Raw genomic sequence first — 24321 nt, 5'->3', positions numbered from 1 at the left:
TTATGATAAATGTATTAATCGTAGACGACGAGCCATTAGCGCTGGATATTCTGGAGACTTATATTGAGCAGATGCCTGACTTAAGACTCATAGACAGATGCGAAAGCGCTCGTGAAGCTCAGGAGGTGCTAAATAATGAGAAAGTAGACCTGATGTTTTTAGACATTCAGATGCAGGAAGTGACCGGTATCGAATTTCTAAAATCTTTGGCAAACCCACCTGCGGTAGTATTCTGTACAGCATACCCTAATTTCGCAGTAGAAGGTTTTGAACTAAATGCGCTTGATTACTTACTCAAGCCAGTATCAATGGAGCGTTTCAGTAAGACCATTGCTAAAGCACGGGAAGAATTCAATACCACCCCGGTAATTAAGTATGAAACAAAGATGGCTGCCCCTGAGTATATCTTCGTTAAAGCTGATAAGAAACTCATCAAGATCAACTACGATGATATCCTTTACATCGAAGGGCTCAAAGACTATGTCATTATCAGGACGGATGTAACCAGGGTCATCACACTTCAGACCATGAAGAGTTTAGAAGAGAAATTGCCTCTGGACAAGTTCATCAGAATTCATAGATCTTTCATAGTTTCTATAGATAAGATTAATGCTGTGATAGGAAATATGGTCGAGGTTATAGAAAAAAACCAGTCTAAACTCATTCCTATTGGCAAGAATTATCGGGACGAATTGACTGAAATGGTCAATCAGAATAAGCTCTAAGCATCTTTTTTAATACACTATAACTGAAGTTTCGGCGGTATAAATAAAACCTAAAAAGGTTGTTAGTAATCAAGCTAAAGTATAAATTAGAAGTTAGAAATTAGAAATTAAAAGTTAGTTCCACTTTAATGCTTTGCTTCCAAAATCAAAAAGGTAACAATAAGAGTGAAGAGTAAGCGGTGAAAACATATCCCCCTTGTTTGAGGGGGTCAAGGGGGAGTTATTACAAATTACTTTAATTACTTGATTCAGCACATTAAATTTAGTTATATAGGAGAAGCTTGCCCGACAAAGTGCAACGACGGCGAGCTTGCCCGACTAAAGAAGTTACGGCGGGGAAACTTCGATAATTGAGTCCACCAAATAAATCCATTTAAAAAAGTTTAGGTAAGTTAAAAAAAAACCAAACTAACTATCTGGTATACAGATCTTTAAATAGATATATTTACAAATAATTACATATTTATATTATTGATTATCAAAGCAAAAAATCAACTTCAAAACTTTATCTCTTTAGTAATCTTAGATATTTACTTTATTTATTGACCCATTCGTTGGAAGTTGCATCGCTATCTAACATACGCTTGGTCGGATCAATTTTGATAGAAAAGATATCATTCATAGGAATATCTAAAGTACATTCATAGTTCGGATTCGTCCAATTCCAGGATGGAAGTGCTTTTAGTTTTGGCATATCTCTGTCACTCTTCTTAGGTTCCCTCATTAGGTCAACCGCTATAGTATAAAATACTTTTGTGCCATTTTTCATTTCGAAACAAAGGTCAATGGGCATAGGCATCTGAGCTCTTTTGCCAAGAACAATTGAAGTTCTAACCCCACTTCCATAAACTGTATCTATTGAATAATCAGGCAAGTCATTAGTATTTACCATATATTGATAGTACCAGCCAAGTTCAATATTGGTATTTTTCTCAATAATATTCATAAGATCAGTGCCTACCGGATGTTTAAACTTCCAGGTATTATAAAATTGCAGTAGAGATGCAGCAAGTTTATCTTCACCGACCACATAGCCCAACTGGCTTAGGAAAAGACAGCCTTTGACATAAGATGCTACTCCATAAGCCGCATTTGTGGTATAATGATCTGCATGAGTAGACAGAGGCTCAGCTCTTCCTGCCTTCGTAAAACTAATAAAGCGGCTAGCATCCTGTTCGAAAGGATTTGCTGAGGTCTCTCCAGGATACATCTTTTTAGATTTCAAATGTTCCTTTACTATTTCTTCGGCATAACTAGTAAATCCTTCATCCATCCAAGGATAAAGTGACTCATTAAAGCCAAGCACTCCCTGATACCATGAATGCATCATTTCATGTACACAGACACTTATCAAGCCTGTGAGGTTCTGGTCACCCATCACCAAGGTAGCCATCGGATATTCCATACCTCCATCACCACCCTGGATGAATGAATACTGCTTATAAGGATATTGACCAAATCGCTGAGACGCAAATAAAATAGCCTCTTTCATGATAGGTTGGAGTGTCTTCCAATTAGCTGCAGATTTCATATCTTCTTTATAAGCAAATACAAGATCCAATCCGGGTGCTGCTGTTATTCTATCTATTTTATAATGAGGATCAGCAGCCCAGACAAAGTCGTGAACATTTTCAGCTTTAAAGTTATAAGTAGTGTATTTCTCTTTAGCTGCGCTTGCTTTTGCATCATCCTTTACAAATGGAGTTGATAAAGAAGAAACCTGAATACCAGTTCCTGCAATTTTAAAGCTATCCGGAACTGTCAGGAATACATTATAAGTACCCCACACTCCATAAAATTCACGACCAACATAAGGATCAGTTGCCCAGCCAAATTTGTCATATTCTGCCATCTTAGGGTACCATTGAGCCATAGAGTATGCGATGTTCTCTTTATTATAACGACCTGTGCGCCGGATCTGCACTGGGACCTGACATTCATATGCCATTGATAGGGTTACCTTTTTTCCAGGAAGTATAGGCTGAACAAGGTTAACAGTTAAGATTGTACCATTTACTTTAAAGCTCTTTATTTGCTTACCATTCTGTTGGATTGTTTTAATAAAATATTCACCGATCTCGTTAGGTTTTAGTTTCGAAATCCTGGTTCCTACTCTACTGTCAGGATCTGCAATCGTTCTTGAGCGAACATCCATCTCACTATTGGGCTGGAATGCATTAAAATAAAGATGATAAAATACCTGATGAAGGGTATCTGGAGAGTTATTTGTGTAAATGAGTTCTTCCGTACCGATCATTTTATGAACTTTAGGATCTAACGTAACTCTTATCGTATATTCAGCTTTTTGTTGCCAATAACCTGGTTGACTATGTCCGTAATTAGTCAAATTGAAAGAAATTAAGAAAACGAAGAGTACAATATATTTATTCATATGTCTTTATAATATCTGTGATGGTTGATAATATGCTTAAGGATTTATAAAACTCTAAATGTAGACGTAATGTTTTAATTTATCAGTAAACAATCTCTGCATTATTTAACAAAGCTGATAATTGTAAAATAATATAAAATTTATCACTTAAACTCATTCAAAGTAATATTTTGTTTTAATAATTTAAGAAAATACGCTTCGGAATGCCGTCTGATGGCGTAATAAAGAATACGCTATGGAACGCCGTTTGATGTCTTCAAGTTATCTGATGTTTTAGTCAATTAATGTTAACATGCCTAATACATGGGATAATTCATATAATTTTTCAAGAATCTTCAACCACATTCCATAATCATCGTTAACTTTACACTTGAGATATAGAATTCAAAATACAATTCTAAATGAACCCAAGTATTATAGACAAGATGGAAGAAAAACCTAATTTTCCAATGGATGCAGATTACTATATGGAGAATGGTTTTCTCGTGTTTACTGAGTCATATCATATCAAAAGAGGCTACTGCTGCGGTTCTTCATGCAGACATTGCCCATATGAACATGAAAATGTAAAGGTAGTCAAGCATGAAATTAAAAATGGTGCAGTTTAATAACCGATCTTCTTTTTAGACTTAGAAAAAGACTTTTTCAGATCTATCATTTTTAATGCAGTTGATGCCGCTTCTGACCCTTTGTTTCCCTTAGATCCGCCAGATCTTTCCTTCGCTTGTTCTTCTGTATTTGTAGTTAAAAGACCAAAGATAACAGGGATATCACTCATTAGCCCTAATTGCATTAATGCCGATGATACCGCACGATTTATGTGTTCATCATGCGTCGTTTCGCCTTTAATCACGCAGCCGAGACAGATGATGGCATCACATTTTTGATTTTCCATAATGAGTTTAGCACCCAAAGGCAATTCGTATGCTCCTGGAACTTCAATGCATACCAACTGATTTTCTTCAATACCAGCTGTCGTTAAAGTAAGCTTACAGGCTGACAATAAGGAATTAACGACATCAGGATTCCATTCTGTTGATACTATTCCGATCTTGAGATCGCCGGCATAGGCAGAGATATCTATTGTTTTAATACTAGTGTAACTTCCCATTCGCTTTTTTTCATTTTATATACAGCAATAACAAAAAAATCCGGTTGAAGTTTGAAATGAACTACAACCGGATCTATAAAGTACGAAAAAGAATTTTATTTCTTCTCTGCAGCCTTTAATTTTGCTCTTTCATAGAATACTTCGATGGCCGGAGCTTCCGGTGTCTGTGCATAATCGTCAAGTATTTTTTTATAAGACTTTTCAGCGTCTGACCATTTCCCCATTTTCTCCTGGAACATACCTAATTTCTTAAGCGTATAAGGACCTGTAACATCATTATCGGCTGAAGAAGCAGCCTTTTGATAGTTGCTCAATGCTTTGTCGTCATTTTTCTTTTCAGAATATGCATCCCCAAGACCCGCGTAAGTCATAGCAGGAGTGACATCACCGGATGGGTTATAATCTTCAAGATATTTGATAGCCTTATCATAATCATTCAAATTCAGGTAGCAGATTCCTGCATAGTATTTAGCAAGATTACCTGTTTCGGTATTTCCATAATTATCAATTATCTTAAGGAAACCAGAACCTCCTACACCAGGATTATTTAATGCCATTTGGAAAGAATCTTTATCAAACATAAATTGTGCCTGGAACATCTGATCAACGGCCAGATCATTTTTTGGCTTAACAAAAAAGTTTTTATAAATAAAATAGCCACCGACTAATAGCACAAATGCCGCTAGGATGCCAATGATTAGATTTTTGTTTTTATCGATCATCGATCGCACTGAATTATATTTGTTTTCCATATGCTGCGGTCTTCCCGTAGATTTAAGATGTATGTTTTAAAAAATTTGCGCAAAGATAAAAGATTCTTTCATATATTTGTTTAAATACATCATTGTAATTTAGCGTCTTTAAATTTCTCACTAAAAATAGTCCTTAATAATATCATATGAATAATACGTTTATCGTTGCGAAGCGTGAATTTGTAACAAGAGCTTTCAAAAAGAAATTTCTTTTAATTACGCTTTTCATGCCTCTAATAATTGCTATATTTTCAGGAAGTATAGGATATATAATGTCTTATAAGAATGATACTTCCTTAAAGGTAATGCTGGTAGACCCTAATAACCTTATCCCTCCTAAAACAAACAGATGGGAAAATATTACTTTTCAGAGGACCGATTTACCTATTGATCAACTAAAAAAAGATCTTGCCAAATCTAACATGACGATTTTAAGTTTACCTGCCCTTGACCTCAAGGATACTCGTGAATATAAGGCAAATTATTTTTCAAGTGAAAAAGTTGATCTAGAAACAAAGGAATCATTGAGAAATTTTGTAAAAACTAACGTCAAGAATAAAAAACTGGCGAATCTTGGACTTGATGTAGGTTCTTTGTCAAAATTAGATCAAGACGTTTCAATTGCTGAACAAAATATATCTGGCAAAAAGGATACTGGTTCTGAAGTGGCAGCAGCTCTTGGAGGAATATTTGGTTTTTTCCTTTACTTATTGCTTACGATCAATGGAAGTATGATCATGAGAAGTGTGATGGAGGAAAAAACAAGCAGGATCGTAGAAGTCATGATAAGCACTGTTAAGCCACATGAGCTTATGTTTGGAAAGATACTTGGAGTCGGACTTGTGGGACTTTTCCAAATAATAATATGGTGTGTGACCACTCCTTTATTTATTTGGCTGATTTCCAGTGTTTTCATGTCTGGAGCGAGTATGACTATGCCACAAGGGCCCGGAGCAGCAGCTATGAATCCTGACATGGCTAACAATGTGATGGCAGGAATATTTTCACAACTATCAGCGATAAACTGGTGGATGCTGATCCCACTATTATTTTTATTCTTTTTGTTGGGTTATCTCATGTATTCATCTCTATTTGCAGCGATTGGCTCCACGATGGGTGATGATCAGGGTGAAGGGCAGAGCCTTACATTCTTGGTAATTATGCCTTTGTTATTTGGATTCTATATTTCTATATCAGCGATAAAAGCTCCAAATAGTTCGCTCGCTGTATGGAGCAGTCAGATTCCATTCTTCTCTCCAATTGTTATGCCGGTGAGATTGGCTTTCGACCCTCCTGGTTGGCAGATAGCCACGAGTTTGTTTATTTTATCTTTGTCGGCGCTATTTTTTGCATGGTTGTCTTCAAGGATATATCGGGTGGGAATACTAATGTATGGCAAAAAAGCAAGTTTCAGCGATTTAAGAAAATGGTTCAACGCAAAATAATAATAGACAAGCTCTTTTGCCTGTCTATTATTGAATTATCTATTAACCTAAAGACTTACTTACTGAAAGAATTGGCTTTAAAGCTTAAACTTCCATTAGTATTTATAAATACGTATGTCATCGTGCAAACGTTGCTTTTTAATGATATTTTTTTTATTTTTTCCGGATTTGGGCAGTCTATCAAGGGCGAATTCTGCATTATACCTACATTCTCAAATCCCACTCGATGAAAAAAATATATTTCATAATTAATCCTATATCAGGCAACGGCAGACAAATGCTTGAGCTAAACGAGGATTTAATAAGATCTAGCTTTTCTCTTCCAGATTATGAAGTAATAATTGAGTTCACAAAAAGCTCCGGTGATGCAGTTAGATATGGCCTAGATGCAATCTCAAGAAAATCAGATATCGTCGTGGCTTGTGGTGGAGATGGTACGATCAATGAAATAGCTTCTTTACTTGTAAATACGAACATTGCCCTTGGAATTATCCCTAGGGGATCCGGCAATGGTTTAGCTACTCATTTCGGCATAAAAAAGGATCTCAATTCAGCTTTACTTAACTTAAAAAAAAGCTATTTCATCCAAATGGATGCAGGCAGGATCGGTTCGAAATATTTTTTCAGCAATTGCGGCACCGGCATAGTAGCCGAAGTAATACATCAATATGAATCTATACCCGAGAGAAAGTTTTATGGATATTTTAAAGCAGGCTTATCTTCATTATCTCAGATCGGAAAAACAAAAGAATTAGACATTATAGTTGATGATATAAAATATACAACGAAGCATCTCTTCATTTCCAACTCCAGTATAATGGGCTACAACATGTCATTAACTCCTTTTGCTTCTGTTCAGGATGGGTTATTCGATATAGTGTTATTGCCGGCATACTCTAGCTTTAGATTCATTATATTTTGTTTATTTGCGTTTCTTAAAAAGCATCAATTTTTAAAGGGCGTAATAATTATAAAAGCAAAAAAAATCAGGATTATTACAAATAATGAAGCAATCAAACTACAGTTGGATGGGGAAGCACTCCAGTTGGATCAAAAGGAAATAGAAATCTCAATACTTCCTAATGCCCTAAAAATCATAGTTCCAAAAATCTAAAAAAAGAATGAAAGCAATTATATTGACTATCGGAGACGAATTATTGATTGGACAAGTAGTGGACACCAATAGTGCCTGGCTAGCTGAACAATTTACACTTAATAATATCGAGGTTGTCAGCAAAATAACCATCTCTGATTCTATTCAGGTGTTTAAAGAAAGCCTTGACTATTATCTGCCTCAGACCGATATCATTGTTACCACAGGAGGCTTAGGACCTACCAATGACGACTATACAGTAGAGGCATTGTCCGCCTATTTTGGTTTTTCATTGGAATTTCATCAACCTTCCTGGGATCGTATAGAAGGATATTTTAAAAGAAGGAACAAAACACCCGGAGAAGGAATAAAAAAGCAATGTTTGCTTCCGGTGGAAATGACTAAATTGGTGAATGACCTTGGCACTGCTCCTGGGCTTTATCACTCATTTAATGGTAAACATATTATTTCATTGCCAGGTGTCCCTTATGAAATGAAGCATTTATTTACAGACCGATTTTTACCCATAGTTAAGCCATTAATCAAAGGGGAGTATCTTGAACAAAGAACTATTTTAACTTGTGGAATGGGAGAAACTGACATTGCCGAAAAAATTTTGGATATTGAAACTGGTCTGCCTCAACATATAAATTTAGCCTTTCTTCCTGATATTGGCAAGGTTAGATTAAGACTAAGTGGAAGGGGAACTGACAAAAATATTCTATCGACTGAAATAAAACAAATAGGCGATCAGATCATCGAGCGCATTGGCGATTGTTATTATGGAGAAGGCAAGACACATTTGGTAGATACCTTGCGACAGATGATGATCGAACGGAATCTTACTTTGGGATTGGCGGAAAGTTGCACAGGTGGACATATAAGCGATCAGATTGTTTCATTTCCCAATGCATCAGCCTTTTTCAATGGGAGTGTTGTTTCATATGCCAATGAAGTCAAACATAATATACTTGGTGTGAATCAGGAATCTTTGGCCAGTTGTGGAGCGGTAAGCGAGGAGGTTGTTAAAGATATGGCAGATGGAGCACTTTCATTATTGGGTGTGGACATAGCCGCAAGTATATCAGGAATCGCAGGTCCTGACGGAGGAAGTGAGGATAAACCTGTTGGAACCTTCTGGATGGGGTTAGCCAGAACAGGCTGCGAGACCAGAGCATTTAAAGTTTTTTTTAATCGTGATAGGCAAAGAAATATTCAGTTCATCACTTCTTTTGTGTTAAATAAAATCAGGCTTGAACTATTAGCTTGGGATAATGACCTCGACTCCTAATTTAATTAAGTCCTCATAGAATGTTGGATAAGATTTATTGATGGCGAAAGGTTCTTCAATTATAACGCATGTATCTGCTCTTATCCCAGCCACAGCGCAAGCCATTGCAATTCTGTGATCATGACATGAGTGTACTTTTCCACCCGATATAAATTGACCACCAGTTATCAACATTTCATCTCCTTCAAAAACTATATTTACTCCCAGCTTACCAAACTCATTTTGCAAAGTCGCAGCTCTATCGCTTTCTTTATGAGTAAGCCTATGAATACCCTTTATTCGAGTTACGCCCTCACAAAAGGAAGCTAAAGCAGTTAAAGGGGGGAAAAGATCCGGACATTCGGTGGCATCAAAATTAAAAGCTACTAACGGAGCTTGAGAAACTTTAATTACTCCATTCTCAACTTCCAGAATGGCACCGGAATCTCTAACCGCATCCATTACAGCGCTGTCTGCTTGTGCAGAGAATAGATCAAGGCCGGATACTTCAATATTTCCATGAATGGCTCCTGCGACCAGCAAGAAAGCGCCTCCACTCCAATCTCCTTCAACTTTATAAGTAACAGCCTCCGGATCAGTTTCTATTTCAGAGCTATCAAAATAAAATGATGTATAATCGTGGGTTTGTGGAACCTTCATTTTGAAACTCTTCAGCACCTCAAGCGTAAGATCTATGTATGGTTTACTTTTTAGTCCATGAACGAAGATCGTCACGTCATTGGCTTTGGCAGCTGAATATGCCATTAAAATCCCGGTCAGATATTGGGAACTTAATGATCCATCTATCTCAATGTTTCGCGGTACTAAAGGTCCACAGATCGTGACCGGCAACTTGTCATTGTTGGAAGTATACTTAATGCCCAATTGGTTAAAAATTTCAGCAAATCCTTCCATCGGCCTGGTCAAGAGACTGCCATTTCCTTTTACCTTTATCTCCTTATCAAATAATGATGTAATTGGAGTAAACATTCTTACAGAAAGTCCGCTTTCTCCGGCACTAATTTCTAGAGGGGAATTTATAAAAAACGAAGATAATGGCTTTATTAAATAAGCATCTTCAAAAGGCATTACTTCCGCTCCAAGTTGCTTTATTATTGACAATGCCGCTCTGTCGTCATTTGAGTCGCCGGGATTCAGTAAAGTAGATGTTCTTCCACACAAAAGTGCCGCGGCACATGCTCTTTGCATACTGCTTTTAGAGGCAGGGGCATTTATTTTACCTGCTACTCTACCCGGATTAATGATAACATAATCCATGCGTTAAGATTTATTGATCACCGTATCCTGACGTCTAATACTTTCCATGTGAATAGCATTAAAATAACGAATAATAAAATCGTCGCTCAGGTTTAGTTTATTGCCCTTTTTAGTGAGACGCGTAAGTATTTCATTCCATCTTTTCATTTGCAAGATGGTAATGTTCTTATTCTTTTTATAATATCCTATCTCATCAGAAATACCCATCCGCTTACTGAGTAACAGCATCAATTCATCATCCATTTGATCTATCTGGTCTCTTAGATCGTTGAGTTCCTTTTCAATATCCGATGAAGGCATAGATTCTTTGTCCCAATTAATGCCCTCGAGCACTGTCCCAAGAACTTCAGGAGTTATTTGCTGTTTGGCATCACTCCAAGCATTATCAGGATCTACATGGCTTTCAATGATAATTCCATCGAAAGCAAGGTCTATAGCACCCTGAATTACTTCTTGTAACATATGACGATTGCCGCATATATGGGAAGGGTCGTTTAAAAATAAAACATCTGGATTGCGACGCTTCATTTCTATGGCGAGATGCCACATAGGCGCATTTCTGAATTCTGTATTTCCATAAGAAGAAAAACCTCTATGGATCAGACCTATGTCCTTAATCCCGGCTTTCTGTATACGCTCTACAGCACCTATCCATAATTCCAAATCCGGATTGATTGGGTTTTTAATGAATACAGGAATATCGACTCCTTTTAATGCATCAGCTATTTCTTGGACACTAAATGGATTGACAGTGCTTCTGGCACCGATCCACAGTATGTCGATATCGTGAGCAAGAGCCTCTTCTACCTGCTTAGCTGTAGCAACTTCAATAGCGACAGGAAGGCCTGTCAACTCTTTTGCTTTCTGTAGCCAGGGTAAACCTTCGACACCAACTCCTTCAAACGATCCAGGACGAGTACGCGGTTTCCATATTCCTGCTCTTAAGACGTCAATCTTTCCTAATGCATGCAATTGGAGAGCTGTTGATAAGAATTGTTCTTCTGTTTCGGCACTGCAAGGACCGGCTATGATAAATGGCCTTTTTGATGCCATCTTTTTACGCAATGTTTCCTTCGTATCTACTTTAATATCCATAAAATTTTGTGACTATTTAAATTGTTTTGATATGGCAAAGATGATATTTATTCACAAAAACATAGCAAAGACGATTTGGTTAATAATAAAATTAAACTTCATAACAAACTATAGTATCAATATTTCAGGATCGATGGGCACGTGCCAACAAAGAATCTGGAGAGATTTCAAAAAAGAGACGCGACTTTATCAAGATTAAAACTAGACAAAAAAGCAATTCTGGAAAGTGACAATATATTGAAACATATGATCAACAAAGATTGGCTGAAAAGCGAGAATTATAAAAGAAACGAGTTGAGTCAATTAACAAGTCACGGGATTATCAAGGAATAAAGCAATTAAGCTTCCTCAACCGATAAGAGTAGTTGAAACATTACCATCAAAAATGAATGATCAACCTGTTGAAAGAGAATCATTGTATGTTGGCATTGATCCAGACATACATTTTTCAAGGGTAGCAACTTGGAATCGAAAAGTAAAGAATCTTAAGTTATACAATCTTAGCTTCTTTGATTTGACTGAATTCCTTTCTTATCTCGAGAAGAATTTCAAACTCCGGGTAACAATCGAAGCCGGCTGGATGATTAAGAAAACAAATTGGCATAGAGAATCAACACTTTCGAAAAACGAGCACATAAGTTCATCAATAGGTGCCAATCATCAAGTTGGTAAACTACTGGGAGCATATTGTGAAAGGAATAATATAAGCTACCTATTCACTAAGCCCAGGGGCAAGATGGATAGTGCCACATTTAAAAATTATACTAAATACATAGGACGTACGAATCAAGAGCAAAGGGATGCAGGAATGCTTGTTTACGGAATGTAAAAACACTTAAATGAAATCAGATATAAAGAAACTCAATATCCTGGTTGACAGATCAATCCACCTTAAGACTAAAGAGTCAAGGATACTTAAAAAGTATTACCAGGCTGAGGAGGATGTGAAAAATGGTCATCCTGCAGCAGCTGCTGTTCTTCTCAAGTTGCGATTGCAAAAGTGCCGGGATAGGATTAAATCAAATGAAATAGAAGCAAACAAACTTTTTAAAAATATTAAATAACAAATTTAAATAAAAACCCGGCCCACTTTACAATAAGAATTTCAAACACCCTATTACAATTATGGACCGGGCGGATCTTAAAAGCCATCATACAAAATATTTTTAACTTGAATGTAAAAATTAGGTAATCGAAGGATTTCTTGTCATAAGTTAAGATTCATTCAAAACCAAAACTTTAACACTTGATTATGAAAACTATTGCCTAACATTGTACCGACAACTCAATCAATTCCTGCAAGATCATCACTGATTGAAACTTTTTTCATCACTATCTAATTTTTTACAACATGAAATCATTATTGATTAATATTGGCAATTTGGCAAAAACTAAATTGGTAATTGTACTTCTCTTTATTACCTATACTACTTTTACATCATGTAAGAAGGATACTGTTGATTTAGATCATGTGGGAATTCAGTCTACTGCTGAAGATATAGCATACTCTAATAGAATAGTTGAATTTTCAGAAAGAATGAATTCCAAAGATCTTGGTAGCTTAGAATTAAGAACGACTTATACTCTTGCTGAGTTAATGGATTTGACCATGGATGGACTCTCTTACGAATATTCTACACTATTTAGTACTGTTGGAACAACTTATTCATACAGAGATACTATAAGTATCGGATTTGCATCATCAACGTCAATTACTGATTTAGAAGCTTTAGCAATTTACGATTCTATTGCAAGTAAAGCAAGTCAACAAGCTCGAAGTATTGGTATCTCACCTGTTTACTTTTATGCTATTGCATTAAGTACATATAGTGTAACCTCTACTTCAGCAAATGTAGTGATAAGAGGTATTTATTCTGATGGTGACCCACAAGGTCCAGTAAATCCGCCAACAAGCATACCTGAAGGAAGGGATTTTAATCTTAACTTTAAATGTACTGGAGGAGCTGCAAACTCAGCATCTGTTGTATTGACTGACTGGGTGAATAGTCTTCAACCAGCTGTTGGTATCGGAACCAATCAATTTATAACTACAAGAACATTTACTACAGTTAATACTGCTGTTGGTGATCCATTTTACGCATCAGCATTAGATGCAGGTTGCCAAACTGCCAATTCAAGCGACCCTACGTCGGGTGATGGTAGTGTTGATACTAGGTCATTTTATTTTCTTTGTTCAGATGCAACTTGTTCGGCAATGACCTCAGATCTAGACTGTATTAGCCCAACTGAATATGCATATCATGCACCTCAGGTTGCGGCTTTATTTAATGAAGAAAGAATAAGAAGAGGTGCTACATATGTAAAGCGACTTTTAGTTAAAGGTTTTGATAGTAAAATAGGAAGCCCAGAAAAGGAACTTAAGAGATGGCATTTATCAGGACTAGCTGTTAAAGTTCTTTCAACTGTTCCTCCTCATGAACCACCTGGAAAAGACATTTTAGAATAATTAATGAATATTAAATTGTGGGTTGCCTAGCATTGTGTGTTAGGTAACCCCAATTTTAACTAAAATGATAAAGATGAAATCAATAATTACATTGATAGGTTTGATTTTTTCCTTCAATTTAATAGGTCAGAACGAACCATGGTTCTTCTATGATCATCCGGACTATTCTAATGACGCCATTTTTTCTTATAAAACTAACAATTTACTTATTTTTGACATACCTCGATTTGGATTGCATGAGCAATTCCAACCTGCATTTAGGGAAATTGATAAGGAAGGTAACATAATAAATGAAGTTAATGTACCATTCACCTATGCTGGAAGTAAAGTTTTTATTAATAAGATTGATTCTAATTTCTTATTAACATATGTTGATTTTGATTTCATGAGTTTCCATGAAATACGATTTGTCTCCAAGTTATTTGACTACAATTTAAACATCTTGCAAGATACTTCAATAAAAATGACAAATCAATGGTGTATACCCAATCCTGGCTTTATTTGTGATGTTGGTTCTTATCAAACTATTCTTCCAATAGAAATAGATTCTATATTACTTGTGGGAAATTTGGGACGAAAAATAGATTCTTCACAAATGTTTAAAGTTTCTTATAATAAAAAAGGTTTTATAAATGAACTCAAATTAGATCCCGTTAATATACCAGGAAATTACCTTTATTCGAAAAATATTATGGCATTTCCACAAACTTCTGAAACTTTTTATTTAAATAATGGAGGGAATATGGAGTTGCGAAACCGAAATTTAAAAATTTTAAAATCTAAGGATTATACTGGCTTTTCACAAAATCAAATTTTACCTTGGGGTATTGCAGAATTTCACAGATTAGAAGACTCCACTTATATAATTTTTGCAGGCACAAGTTATCAGCAAGATACTGGAATTTCAAGGAAAATAATTCTTGGTAAATTTGATAAAAAACTAAACTTTTTAAGTCAAGATACTGTGGAAATTCCTATCTTTTTCCATGGAGCTCACTCTTCAAATTTTGGATACGTACCTTTCAACAAAGGTATACTTGAAGAGCCCGACGGTAATTTTATTAGCTTTTTATCTTATAAAAATCAAGAAACTGGTGATACAAGTTCTTCCAGAATATTGGTACTTCGTTATGATAAGGATTTGAATATTTTATGTAGCAATACATACATTGCAAGAGATAAAGAAATTACAATTAGAGATGTAACTATTGATGAAAACGGAAATTATTATTTAAGCGTCGGTTATGCTACTAAGGAGAATTCTTTCAGTGAGATCAATACTACCATTATCAAGGTAAATAAGGATTGTGATATACCGGGAATGGAAACTGTTGAGGAGTATCTTGGAGAGTTGTCTGTTATTGAAAACGAAAATTCATTTGGATTTCATGTCCTTCAGAATCCTGCAGTTGATAACTTAGTGTTATTTGCATCATCGAATATAGATTATAACAATTGTAGTTTACAATTATTTAACGGATCAGGAGTACTCTTGTACGATTCTAAAGTGATTTTCAATAATAATCAAATTAAGGTTCCAATTCATAACTATGTTCCTGGTATATATTTTTATAATTTAAAAATAGGTAACAAACTTGCGAACGCCGGCAAGTTTGTCAAAATATAAAATAGTTAACCTATTGTCCGTCAATAAGATAATCTGCAATTTAATGCAGGTTTTTTATTATTGAAGTGTTTTTGTTGACAAAAAAGTTAATTTTATTTCTTAATTTTCAAATAAAAATTAATACCAAATGAATGAATTTAAACCAGGAGATTTAGTAAAACTTAAAAGTGGCGGCCCGTTAATGACTGTTGGTTCAGGATTAAAAAGGTTTGCATTGCACTTGGTAAGGCAGGGGCAAAAGTAAATAAATCATGCGGCTTTCATGTTCACATTGGAGCAGATGATCTAAATGTAGATAACTTCAAATCATTGGTTAAGTCTTATATAAATCTTGAGAATTCATTTGATGCAATCATGCCGGAGAGCAGAAGAGGAAACACAAATACTTATTGTAAGAATCTTACTTCAGTTTCAAATATAGTGAATAAGGTTGAGGCATCGAGTACAGTTACTGAAATGGCAAGGGTATTCGGAGGTAGATACTATAAATTGAACCTTCAATCTTATTTAAAATACAGTACTGTAGAGTTCAGACAGCACTCAGGAATTAACATTTGGAGATATCCTTATGGAGCTTCACTTGCGAATCCTGATTTCGAAGAAATAAAGTATCATCAGACACCTAAGCCTGTGTAAATGATATCTGATGCCATCTTTGATATTACCAATACTGGAGATCTAGTTATCGATTGGTTCAAAGGATCCGTGACATGTTTGATGTCATGCGAAAAGACCGAAATCAAGGCGCGACTCACTGAGATTGAACCACTTTATGTTCATCTTGCAATCACTCGTTATTTAAATCATTGTAATAAATGAGGAAGGGCCAAGAGATTATGATCCATAAAAAATTGGTAAAGTTTTGCGGCCCAAAAAGCACAGCCTCGAGAGGATGGTTGAGATCAAACTTTTAAATCCGGATATGTTTATTACAAAGTATCAGCAGCGATCGGCACCACTTGATGGCCGAATTATTAAACGTAAATACATTAGAATTAAACCGATATTTCAAAATCCTGCAATTTTACAGTGATAATTTAGTGGGAGAAAATAAAATTTGGTTTCAATTAAGTTAAAATATTTTACAACGATTTAGCTTTTTTAATAAAAAACATTCTGTATTTGATGGATAAATTTATAAAAATACATTGCAGCGAATAAAGAATATTTTTTATATATATTTTTGTAATATATAACAAATTTTAAGTATTTATTAATAGTTGTAGCTGAATGAAATAAAATTTCTATTTTTATGGTCAATTAAAATTTTAACATGGTCAACTTTTACAAAATAACAGCATTTTTTTTATTATTCATAATCTCCAAAAACGAAGCTTCCGCTCAGGATCCGCTTCCAAGGATTAAACTCGTTCAAGTATTCGATACTTTAAAATCACCTGTCTGTCTTGCAAATTGTAACGATGACAGAATATTTATAGTCGAACAAAAAGGAATTATAAAAATCGGGTATCCGGACGGTACTATTTTACCTGTTCCATTTTTAAATATTACTGATAGAGTAAAAAGTGGCGGAGAGCGAGGTTTATTAGGATTAGCATTTCCACCTGATTTTAAGCAGAGCGGCAACTTTTATGTGAATTATACAGGAGAGGATGATTCGAAAACTATCATTTCCAGATTTAAAATATCATCAGATTCTAATGTAGCTGTTAAAAACCTGGAGGAGAAAATTCTGAAAATAAATCAACCCTTTTCCAATCACAATGGCGGCAATATCGCGTTCGGTAGTGATTCCTATCTATACATAGGTACAGGAGATGGCGGTTCAGGTGGAGACCCACAAAATAACTCACAAAATAAGCAAAGTTTACTTGGCAAAATGCTAAGGATAGATGTTAGCACTATTACAGGCTACCAAGTGCCTCCAGATAATCCATTTGTTGGAAACACTGAATATAGATCTGAAATTTGGGCTATGGGCATGCGTAATCCATGGAGATTTAATTTTGATGAAAGAAATGGAAATCTGTGGATAGCAGATGTTGGCCAGGGCCAATGGGAAGAAGTGGATTATGAAAAAGCAGGCCAAGGTGGAAAAAATTACGGATGGCGATGCTATGAAGGGTATGCGCCTTACAATACAACAGGGTGTCTTGAAGAAAGCAATTATACTTTCCCTGTAGCTGCATTTTCGCATAGCCAAGGACATTGCAGTATTACAGGTGGTGTGGTAGACATTAAAGACTCTACTTCATCTTTATATGGTTTTTATTTTTCTGCCGATTATTGCTCAGGTCAATTCTGGGGAACAAGAATTAAACCAGACAAGACTTTCGAGACAATTGAACTGCTTAAACCACAATTCAGCAATTTCGTAGCATTCGGCTATGATTTGAACAAAAATATATATGTATCCAGAGACAATGGCTCTATCTATAGAATTGATACATTTCCATTGTGCACCACTGACCTATTGATCAGTGGAGATAATGACCATGTGGGATGTGGAATAGAAAGTGTTGAATTATACGCACCTACTTTTGAAAACGGTACGTATACCTGGTATCTTGATGGTGAGGAGATTGATGAGAGTAACACAGATACTTTGACAGTGAATGAAGCAGGTGAATACACCGTAGTTTTCAGATCTGATGCATGCAGTGCAATATCTCTTAAGCCCTTTTCTTTAAATAAAAATGAGGCAATTCCAGTGGATCTCCTTGACTTACCTGTAGAATATTGCATCAATGGCGCACCTCTCGTTCTTAATGGCAATCCATCAGGTGGAGTATTCATAGGAACAGGCATGGAAGGTAATGTTTTCAATCCTGCTGTGAGTAATATTGGCGTTTTTTCAATCACTTATTTTTATGAAGACGCAGAAGGGTGCTCAGGCTTTGACGTACAAAACATAAAAATAGTTAGAGAGGCAGAAACAAATATAATATCCGCACCACCCCATCAGTGCCTTCAAGGAGCACCGCTGGACTTGGAAGCAGAACCTGAAGAGGGTGCCTTTAGTGGACCAGGGATTTCAGGAGATACTTTTTATCCGCAGGTAGCAGGCGTCGGAGTACATAAAATTTACTTTACATATACACCTGTTCCAGGATGTACAGCTGTGGATTCTATTTATATTACAGTAGACGATTGCACGAGCAATACAAAGGATATAGATAAAAGTGCCTATGAGGTATACCCGAATCCTGCACAGAATGATCTGATTGTAAAATACAATTCTAATACGACTAAGCCAAAAACAATAAAGTTGATCAATCAACTAGGGCAGATAGTATTTTTTAATGAATTGAGTGAGAAAGATAGAAACAAAGACCTATATAAGATCAATCTGGCTTCATTGCCATCGGGCTCCTATATCATTGTTATAAATGACGCTCAGGATCAGTTTGTAAAAAAGATCATAAAAAATTAATAAGGTGCCCACGGCCGGATTCGAACCGGCACGGACATAGTCCACAGCCCCCTCAAGACTGCATGTCTACCAATTTCACCACGTGGGCATGAATTGATAACAAAGGATGCAATGTAAATTTACATCCTTTGTTTTTTAGTTCATGTTTGGTATAACTTCTCATACCATTTTTTTAAACAAGGGCGTGAAGGTAAAAAACCATTGGATAAAATAAAAATATTTTCACTTATTACATTAAATTTGCACTTCAACATTAGAAGTAAAGTGTGGTATGGCCGAATCTGAATTTAAAAATATACTTGAAAAATCTGCCTTTGGTGTTTGCACTTATATCGGGGAGAAAATGGGTATTGCTACCAGCAGAGTAAGACTTTACTTTATTTATCTTTCGTGCGCAACCCTTGGATCCTCTATCCTCATGTATCTCTTCTTGGCATTTTGGGTCAATATCAGAAAGTACTTGAAAAGGAATAGTAAAGCCGTCTGGGAATAGATCTTAATCCATCATATTCTACGGGAATAACAATCTCTGTCTTTCAAGGGATTATGTCCGTATGTTCCAAATTTATCTAATATTTAACTTAACCCTCAGTAATAAACAAGGTACGATCTCTGTTTGTTATGAATCAATCAGCATTCTTTTAAAACTAAAAACCACGAGATGAAATACAGATCATTATTTTTCCTATACGCTATTACATTTCTTTTTGCCTGCAAAACAATAGAGCCAAATAAAAACGAAGTCAGGGTAGAGCGAAAAAATGCAGCAAAAGCAGAGAAGGGCAAGGTCAATAAGGATATTGCAGATTTCCTGGTCAGCGCTGCTGATGGGCGTATGATGGGCATGAAACAAGGAAAGTTGGCAGTGCTGAAAGGAACTACATCTGAGATTCGTGCCTATGGCCAATTAATGGAAAGCGACCAAGCCAAAATGCTTAAAGTGATCAAAAAACTAGCCAAGAAACGCAAAATCACCCTTCCACGAATTATAAGTGCTGAAAAAGAGGATGGATTCAAAGACCTCACTGCAAAAAGCGACAAGGCTTTTGACAAAAAATTCATTAAAATGATGAAGATCGATCACAAGAGAGATATTAAAGAATTTAAGAACGCAAGAGAGTTCAATGATCCTGAAATTAAGGCATTTGCGGAGGAATATTTACCAATGATCCAGTCTCATTTGGACAAGCTGGATGGGTTGAAGGATTAGGTGTCAGAGGTCAGAAGTCTGATAATTTTAAAATGGTTACAGTAGGGACATGTCGCGACCTGTCCCTACAGTAACCATTTTAAAATTCGTGATAGATAGTTTACAATTATTAAGAAAGTAAAACCGATAAAATAACGTTGAGAAATAAGGTATAATCTGTTGGCAATATCCAATTATCATCTTATTACCTATTACTCATTACCTATTACCCATCACCCTATCACTTATAACTTAAATCCCATCCAATATGCTTTTATCAACAAGATTAACTTCCGTGATCATCATATTTGGATATCGAACTTTTGCTTTTTTGATCGTATCAATAGCATGCTCGTTTCTGGCCCATGATCGGCGTGCAATACCGTTATATACATCCCAATGCAGCATACTCGTCAAACGACGTTCGGCATCATCACTTCCATCCAGAACCATTCCAAAACCACCGTTGATTACTTCACCCCACCCTACTCCACCACCATTGTGGATAGAGACCCAAGTGGCTCCTCTGAAACTGTCACCAATGACATTATGCACAGCCATATCTGCAGTAAAAGATGAACCATCATAAATATTGGAAGTTTCCCGATAAGGTGAATCCGTACCGGATACATCATGATGATCACGGCCCAACACTACCGGACCACTAAGTGCTCCTTGATTAATTGCGTTATTAAAAGCCTTTGCTATAGCGATTCTACCTTCGGCATCAGCATAAAGTATTCTGGATTTCGAACCTACCACAGGAATTTGTTCCTTTGCATTCCGTATCCATTGAAGGTTATCATTTAATTGAGGTATGATATCATTATCGGCGGATTTGATAAGTTCTAAAATGACAGATTCAGCTATTTTATCAGTTAAATCCAGATCTTCTTGCAAGGCACTGGTGCACACCCACCGGAATGGTCCAAAGCCATAATCAAAACATAATGGTCCCATGATATCTTCTACGTAGCTAGGATATCTATATTTCACATCACTCCCTTGAGCAAATACATCTGCACCTGCTTTTCCAGCCTCTTTTAAGAAGGCATTACCATAATCCCAAAAATACATTCCTTTTGAAGTGAGCGCATTGACCGCTTTAACATGCCTTATGAGGGATTTCTCTACAGCAGATTTGAAGCCTATCCTATCTGACAACATCAATTTTTTCGCTTCCTCAAAAGAATAGCCAACTGGTGTATATCCCATGTCATCAATATTGTGAAGAGAAGTCTGATCAGAACCAAGTTCTATTTTAATATTGTTTTCTACAAAATATTCCAGTAAGTCAACTACGTTTCCATGGTATATGAGGGTAATCACAACCTTTTCTGCTCTCGCCCTTTCTAAGTGACTTATGCATGCGACAAGGTCTGTATACACATTTTCTCTAAAAATATACCCATCGGCAACTCTTTGGTCTACAGCATCTTTATCAGTCTCTGCAATGATAGTAACAGCTTCAGTGATGATGCCTGCTAAGGCCTGTGCTCCTGACATTCCTCCAAGACCAGATGTTAGGAAAACTTTTCCACGCAAATTTTCTCCCAAACCAAGCATTCGACCTGCATTGAGCAAAGTGATCGTAGTTCCATGAACAATCCCTTGTGGACCGATGTACATAAAAGACCCTGCGGTCATCTGCCCATATTGAGTGACGCCGAGCGCATTGTATTTATTCCAATCATTCTTGGAAGAATGATTTGGTATCATCATACCGTTGGTCACAACTACTCTCGGAGCATCTTTGTGACTTGGAAATAAACCTAGCGGATGTCCTGAATAAAGCACTAATGTTTGCTCATCCGTCATTACGGACAAATATTTCATTACCAATAAATATTGCGCCCAATTCTGAAAAACCGCACCATTTCCTCCATAGGTGATGAGTTCATGTGGGTGCTTTGCAACTTTATGATCAAGATTATTCTGGATCATCAACATGATAGCCGCAGCTTGGTGACACTTGGCAGGATATTGATCAACAGGTCGGGAATACATTCGATATGAGGGCAAAAATCGATACATATAAATCCTGCCATAAGTGTCCAATTCATCTGCAAATTCCTTTGCTAAAACAGCATGAAATTCTTGCTTAAAATATCTAAGTGCATTAGAGATGGCCAATAAACGTTCTTCCTTTGTTAGCACTCCATCAAGATTTCGAACGGGTGCATGAGATACAGTGGCATCGAAAGAATATTTAGTGGGTAAGATATCCGGAATACCATGTTTAATGGCAGTTTGGAAAGCGCTAAGATCCTCAATCATAATAGTAGAATTTAATATAAAGTGCAAAATAAAGACCTTTTTAGCCAAATCTCATTTAAAATGAGGGAATAATGATTGTATTATCAATATTCTAAAATATCAAGGAATATTCAGATACTTGTGCGTTTGGGTACTCAGCTTCCACTTAGGGTTGTTTTTAACAAATTCAATAGATGATTTTGTATTTTCAACCCATTGAGGATCATCGAGTGGTTGGATGTAAAAATGCTTAAAATCAAGTTCTTGAAAATCATTTGGAGTATTTTCAATTTGGGGGTAAACAAGCTTCAATTCATCTCCGGAGATTTGGTTTAAAGTGGCATCACCTTTAGGGCTAACACAGATCCAATCAATACCCTTGGGCGCCTTGATCGTACCATTTGATTCAATAGCAATATAAATGCCGGCTTTATGCATATATTGAACAAGTTCGTCATCCATTTGCAGCAGTGGTTCACCTCCTGTGCAGACCACTGCCACTTGTTCTGGACTATCCTGTGGCCACAAACTGATAATTTTCTGAGATAATTCTGAAGCTGAGTATTTACCCCCATTTTCTCCATCTGTTCCAATGAAATCGGTGTCACAGAATTTACAAACAGCATTTAAACGATCCTTTTCTCTGCCGTTCCAAAGGTTACAACCTGCAAAACGACAAAAAACCATTGGCCTGCCGGCATGGCGACCCTCACCTTGAATCGTATAATATATTTCTTTGACTTTATAAATAGTCATGGCTTGTATGCAAATTTTGCGCAAAGGTAGGGAATTAAGTCAGAAATCAGTGGTCAGTTTGTCAGTGGTCAGTGATCAGTAGTCAGAAATTAAAAGTTTGGAGTTTGGAGTTTGATGTTTGATGTTTGAGTGAACAGAAGGCCGTTAGCGGTTCTTGATTAAACCAGCAATTAAATAACAATTATAAATCAATCTTTCGTCTTTTATTACGCGCAAATAAGGAATAAATAATGGATTAACTTTGCATTTAAATAAACTAAATCACAGCTTTTCAATTTAATCAGCATGAAATACAACAAAGGAGATAAGGTCATCTATTTACCTACAGGAGAGACCGCAAAAATCACAAAACTTGTTGGCGAGGAATTGGTCTATATACGAATGGATTCAGATAAAGAGGAGATGCCTGCATTTGCGAGTGATATCGCTCCAGTGCTGCAGGATAATAGGCCCAGACAGGAACAGACAGTGTTTGCACCTACGACAATCACAAGTACATTTCACAAAGAAGACCTCAAAGAAGGGCTATACCTTATAGTTCAATATAAGATGGGACAATTGAATCCGGAAAGTAATTTGCCTGTGTTTTTATACAATCACTCGAACAATAAGTTACATTTTGACTTGAATTATTTCACAAATAAGGCTACGCCTCACCAAATCAAAGGAAAGTTGGAACCCGGAGGCATCGATTTAATCCACCACATTTCTTTCGAGTCACTCGAGCAATCTCCTACATTTGAGATAGATTGGTTTGCAGAGCATGACCCGATATCAAAATACCAGTTTGACCTCATTATTAAACCGGCAGCATTTTTCAAAAAACATGGCTCCATCGCAATCGTTAATTCTACAGGAAGCCTATATTATTTACAGCCAAAATTAAAAGAAAAGCAAATTGAAAGTCAGTCTCTTGCAGGGTATACTAAAGCTGAGCAAAGGCTTTCTCCGGGTGTAGTTAAAAAAAAGGATCCTTCAAAAAAGTTAATTGAAAGGGCTAATTTTGATATTGTGCTTGATTTACATATTGAAAATATTCATTCAGATCCTTCTAAAGTCAAAAAGGGAGACTTGTTACCCTATCAATTAAAAATATTTGATGAATATATTGAAAAGGCGATCAAGCTTGGTATAAATCAAGTCTTTATCGTTCATGGATTAGGCAATGGTAAGTTGAAAAATGAAATCGCTACAAGATTGGTAATGCATCCCGGGGTAAATACTTTTAAGAATGAATTTCATCCGAGTTATGGATTTGGAGCGACGGAGGTGTGGCTTTACTAGGAATGGGTAATGGGTAATGGGTAATGGGTAATGGGTAATGGGTAATGGTGAAACAAAAAACCTGAAAGGTTGACATTATTATAGAAAATCAAATGCATAAGAATCCCAAAACCCCGAAGGTGGTGACATTATGAATTCATTTGATAAATGAAGTAAGATAAATAATGCGTAATGGATAATAAAACGT

The 24321-nt window shown here is 36.2% G+C and carries 22 protein-coding genes and 1 tRNA gene; 15 read left to right on the top strand and 8 right to left on the bottom strand.

Going from position 1 to position 24321, the window contains the following annotated elements; genetic code table 11:
- Positions 1–2: 2 nt before the first annotated feature.
- Entirely contained in the window at positions 3–725 is a 723-nt protein-coding gene (locus tag IPI15_RS02550; protein WP_287400532.1) for a LytR/AlgR family response regulator transcription factor, read from the top strand.
- Between the two features lie 535 nt (positions 726–1260).
- On the opposite strand, the gene IPI15_RS02545 is transcribed toward IPI15_RS02550, so the two are convergent.
- A complete protein-coding gene (locus tag IPI15_RS02545) occupies positions 1261–3117 on the bottom strand; it encodes a M1 family metallopeptidase (RefSeq protein ID WP_287400531.1) in 1857 nt (618 codons plus the stop codon).
- Positions 3118–3518: 401 nt separating this feature from the next.
- Here IPI15_RS02545 and IPI15_RS02540 point away from each other — a divergent pair, with 401 nt between their 5' ends.
- Entirely contained in the window at positions 3519–3725 is a 207-nt protein-coding gene (locus tag IPI15_RS02540) for a C1orf53 family protein (RefSeq protein ID WP_287400530.1), read from the top strand.
- On the opposite strand, the gene ribH is transcribed toward IPI15_RS02540, so the two are convergent.
- The gene (gene ribH, locus IPI15_RS02535) at positions 3722–4228 is read right to left on the bottom strand and encodes a 6,7-dimethyl-8-ribityllumazine synthase (RefSeq protein ID WP_287400528.1); all 507 of its coding nucleotides are present in this window, start codon (positions 4226–4228) and stop codon (positions 3722–3724) included. The two genes, IPI15_RS02540 and ribH, sit on opposite strands and share 4 nt — an antisense overlap.
- A gap of 95 nt (positions 4229–4323) precedes the next feature.
- Positions 4324–4980, bottom strand: a complete 657-nt coding sequence (locus IPI15_RS02530) for a tetratricopeptide repeat protein (protein WP_287400527.1) — start codon at positions 4978–4980, stop codon at positions 4324–4326.
- 146 nt (positions 4981–5126) lie between these two features.
- On the opposite strand from IPI15_RS02530, the gene IPI15_RS02525 reads away from it, so the two are divergent.
- The 3 genes from IPI15_RS02525 to IPI15_RS02515 all read left to right on the top strand — a co-directional run bounded on the left by IPI15_RS02525 (position 5127) and on the right by IPI15_RS02515 (position 8809).
- Positions 5127–6425: an ABC transporter permease gene (locus IPI15_RS02525; RefSeq protein WP_287400525.1), complete on the top strand. Its 1299-nt coding sequence runs from the start codon at positions 5127–5129 to the stop codon at positions 6423–6425.
- A 226-nt stretch (positions 6426–6651) separates the two neighbouring features.
- A complete protein-coding gene (locus IPI15_RS02520) occupies positions 6652–7539 on the top strand; it encodes a YegS/Rv2252/BmrU family lipid kinase (protein WP_287400523.1) in 888 nt (295 codons plus the stop codon).
- Positions 7540–7546: 7 nt separating this feature from the next.
- Positions 7547–8809, top strand: coding sequence for a CinA family nicotinamide mononucleotide deamidase-related protein (locus IPI15_RS02515; protein WP_287400520.1), 1263 nt, complete (start codon positions 7547–7549; stop codon positions 8807–8809).
- Here the strand turns inward: IPI15_RS02515 and aroA are convergent.
- Together aroA and IPI15_RS02505 are read right to left on the bottom strand one after the other, a co-directional pair.
- A complete protein-coding gene (gene aroA, locus IPI15_RS02510) occupies positions 8780–10066 on the bottom strand; it encodes a 3-phosphoshikimate 1-carboxyvinyltransferase (RefSeq protein ID WP_287400517.1) in 1287 nt (428 codons plus the stop codon). The genes IPI15_RS02515 and aroA overlap by 30 nt on opposite strands.
- A gap of 3 nt (positions 10067–10069) precedes the next feature.
- Positions 10070–11161 carry a chorismate mutase gene (locus IPI15_RS02505; protein ID WP_287400515.1) on the bottom strand — a complete coding sequence of 364 codons (1092 nt, stop codon included), beginning with the start codon at positions 11159–11161 and terminating at the stop codon, positions 10070–10072.
- A gap of 385 nt (positions 11162–11546) precedes the next feature.
- Here IPI15_RS02505 and IPI15_RS02500 point away from each other — a divergent pair, with 385 nt between their 5' ends.
- From IPI15_RS02500 to IPI15_RS02475, 7 genes are all read left to right on the top strand, one after another.
- A complete protein-coding gene (locus IPI15_RS02500; RefSeq protein ID WP_287400513.1) occupies positions 11547–11990 on the top strand; it encodes a hypothetical protein in 444 nt (147 codons plus the stop codon).
- A 10-nt stretch (positions 11991–12000) separates the two neighbouring features.
- On the top strand, positions 12001–12225 hold the full coding sequence (locus tag IPI15_RS02495) for a hypothetical protein (RefSeq protein WP_287400512.1): 225 nt from the start codon (positions 12001–12003) through the stop codon (positions 12223–12225).
- Positions 12226–12512: 287 nt separating this feature from the next.
- Positions 12513–13628, top strand: a complete 1116-nt coding sequence (locus tag IPI15_RS02490; RefSeq protein WP_287400511.1) for a hypothetical protein — start codon at positions 12513–12515, stop codon at positions 13626–13628.
- A 232-nt stretch (positions 13629–13860) separates the two neighbouring features.
- Positions 13861–15255 (top strand): T9SS type A sorting domain-containing protein, encoded by a 1395-nt coding sequence (locus tag IPI15_RS02485; protein ID WP_287400509.1) that lies wholly within the window; start codon positions 13861–13863, stop codon positions 15253–15255.
- A 127-nt stretch (positions 15256–15382) separates the two neighbouring features.
- Complete coding sequence (locus tag IPI15_RS19745; RefSeq protein WP_287400508.1) at positions 15383–15499, top strand: DUF2158 domain-containing protein; 117 nt, start codon at positions 15383–15385, stop codon at positions 15497–15499.
- Positions 15454–15891: an amidoligase family protein gene (locus tag IPI15_RS02480; protein ID WP_287419477.1), complete on the top strand. Its 438-nt coding sequence runs from the start codon at positions 15454–15456 to the stop codon at positions 15889–15891. The genes IPI15_RS19745 and IPI15_RS02480 overlap by 46 nt, the downstream gene beginning before the upstream one ends.
- A gap of 637 nt (positions 15892–16528) precedes the next feature.
- Entirely contained in the window at positions 16529–18649 is a 2121-nt protein-coding gene (locus IPI15_RS02475) for a PQQ-dependent sugar dehydrogenase (protein WP_287419078.1), read from the top strand.
- A 5-nt stretch (positions 18650–18654) separates the two neighbouring features.
- Here the strand turns inward: IPI15_RS02475 and IPI15_RS02470 are convergent.
- Positions 18655–18737, bottom strand: a tRNA-Leu gene (locus IPI15_RS02470).
- Between the two features lie 183 nt (positions 18738–18920).
- On the opposite strand from IPI15_RS02470, the gene IPI15_RS02465 reads away from it, so the two are divergent.
- Both IPI15_RS02465 and IPI15_RS02460 read left to right on the top strand, forming a co-directional pair.
- Positions 18921–19142, top strand: coding sequence for a PspC family transcriptional regulator (locus tag IPI15_RS02465; RefSeq protein WP_287400504.1), 222 nt, complete (start codon positions 18921–18923; stop codon positions 19140–19142).
- A gap of 168 nt (positions 19143–19310) precedes the next feature.
- Entirely contained in the window at positions 19311–19859 is a 549-nt protein-coding gene (locus tag IPI15_RS02460) for a DUF4142 domain-containing protein (RefSeq protein ID WP_287400503.1), read from the top strand.
- A 231-nt stretch (positions 19860–20090) separates the two neighbouring features.
- Here the strand turns inward: IPI15_RS02460 and hutU are convergent, their stop codons facing one another.
- Both hutU and queE read right to left on the bottom strand, forming a co-directional pair.
- Positions 20091–22115: a urocanate hydratase gene (gene hutU / locus IPI15_RS02455; protein ID WP_287400502.1), complete on the bottom strand. Its 2025-nt coding sequence runs from the start codon at positions 22113–22115 to the stop codon at positions 20091–20093.
- 99 nt (positions 22116–22214) lie between these two features.
- Positions 22215–22850: a 7-carboxy-7-deazaguanine synthase gene (gene queE, locus IPI15_RS02450; RefSeq protein ID WP_353738729.1), complete on the bottom strand. Its 636-nt coding sequence runs from the start codon at positions 22848–22850 to the stop codon at positions 22215–22217.
- Positions 22851–23135: 285 nt separating this feature from the next.
- On the opposite strand from queE, the gene IPI15_RS02445 reads away from it, so the two are divergent.
- Positions 23136–24134 (top strand): Smr/MutS family protein, encoded by a 999-nt coding sequence (locus IPI15_RS02445; RefSeq protein WP_287400500.1) that lies wholly within the window; start codon positions 23136–23138, stop codon positions 24132–24134.
- The last annotated feature ends 187 nt before the right edge of the window (positions 24135–24321 follow it).

It is taken from the genome of Candidatus Brachybacter algidus (genome assembly GCF_016707225.1).
In the GTDB taxonomy this organism is placed as follows: Bacteria; Bacteroidota; Bacteroidia; order Chitinophagales; family Saprospiraceae; genus Parvibacillus; species Parvibacillus algidus.
This window is presented reverse-complemented; position numbering and strand designations above follow the sequence as displayed.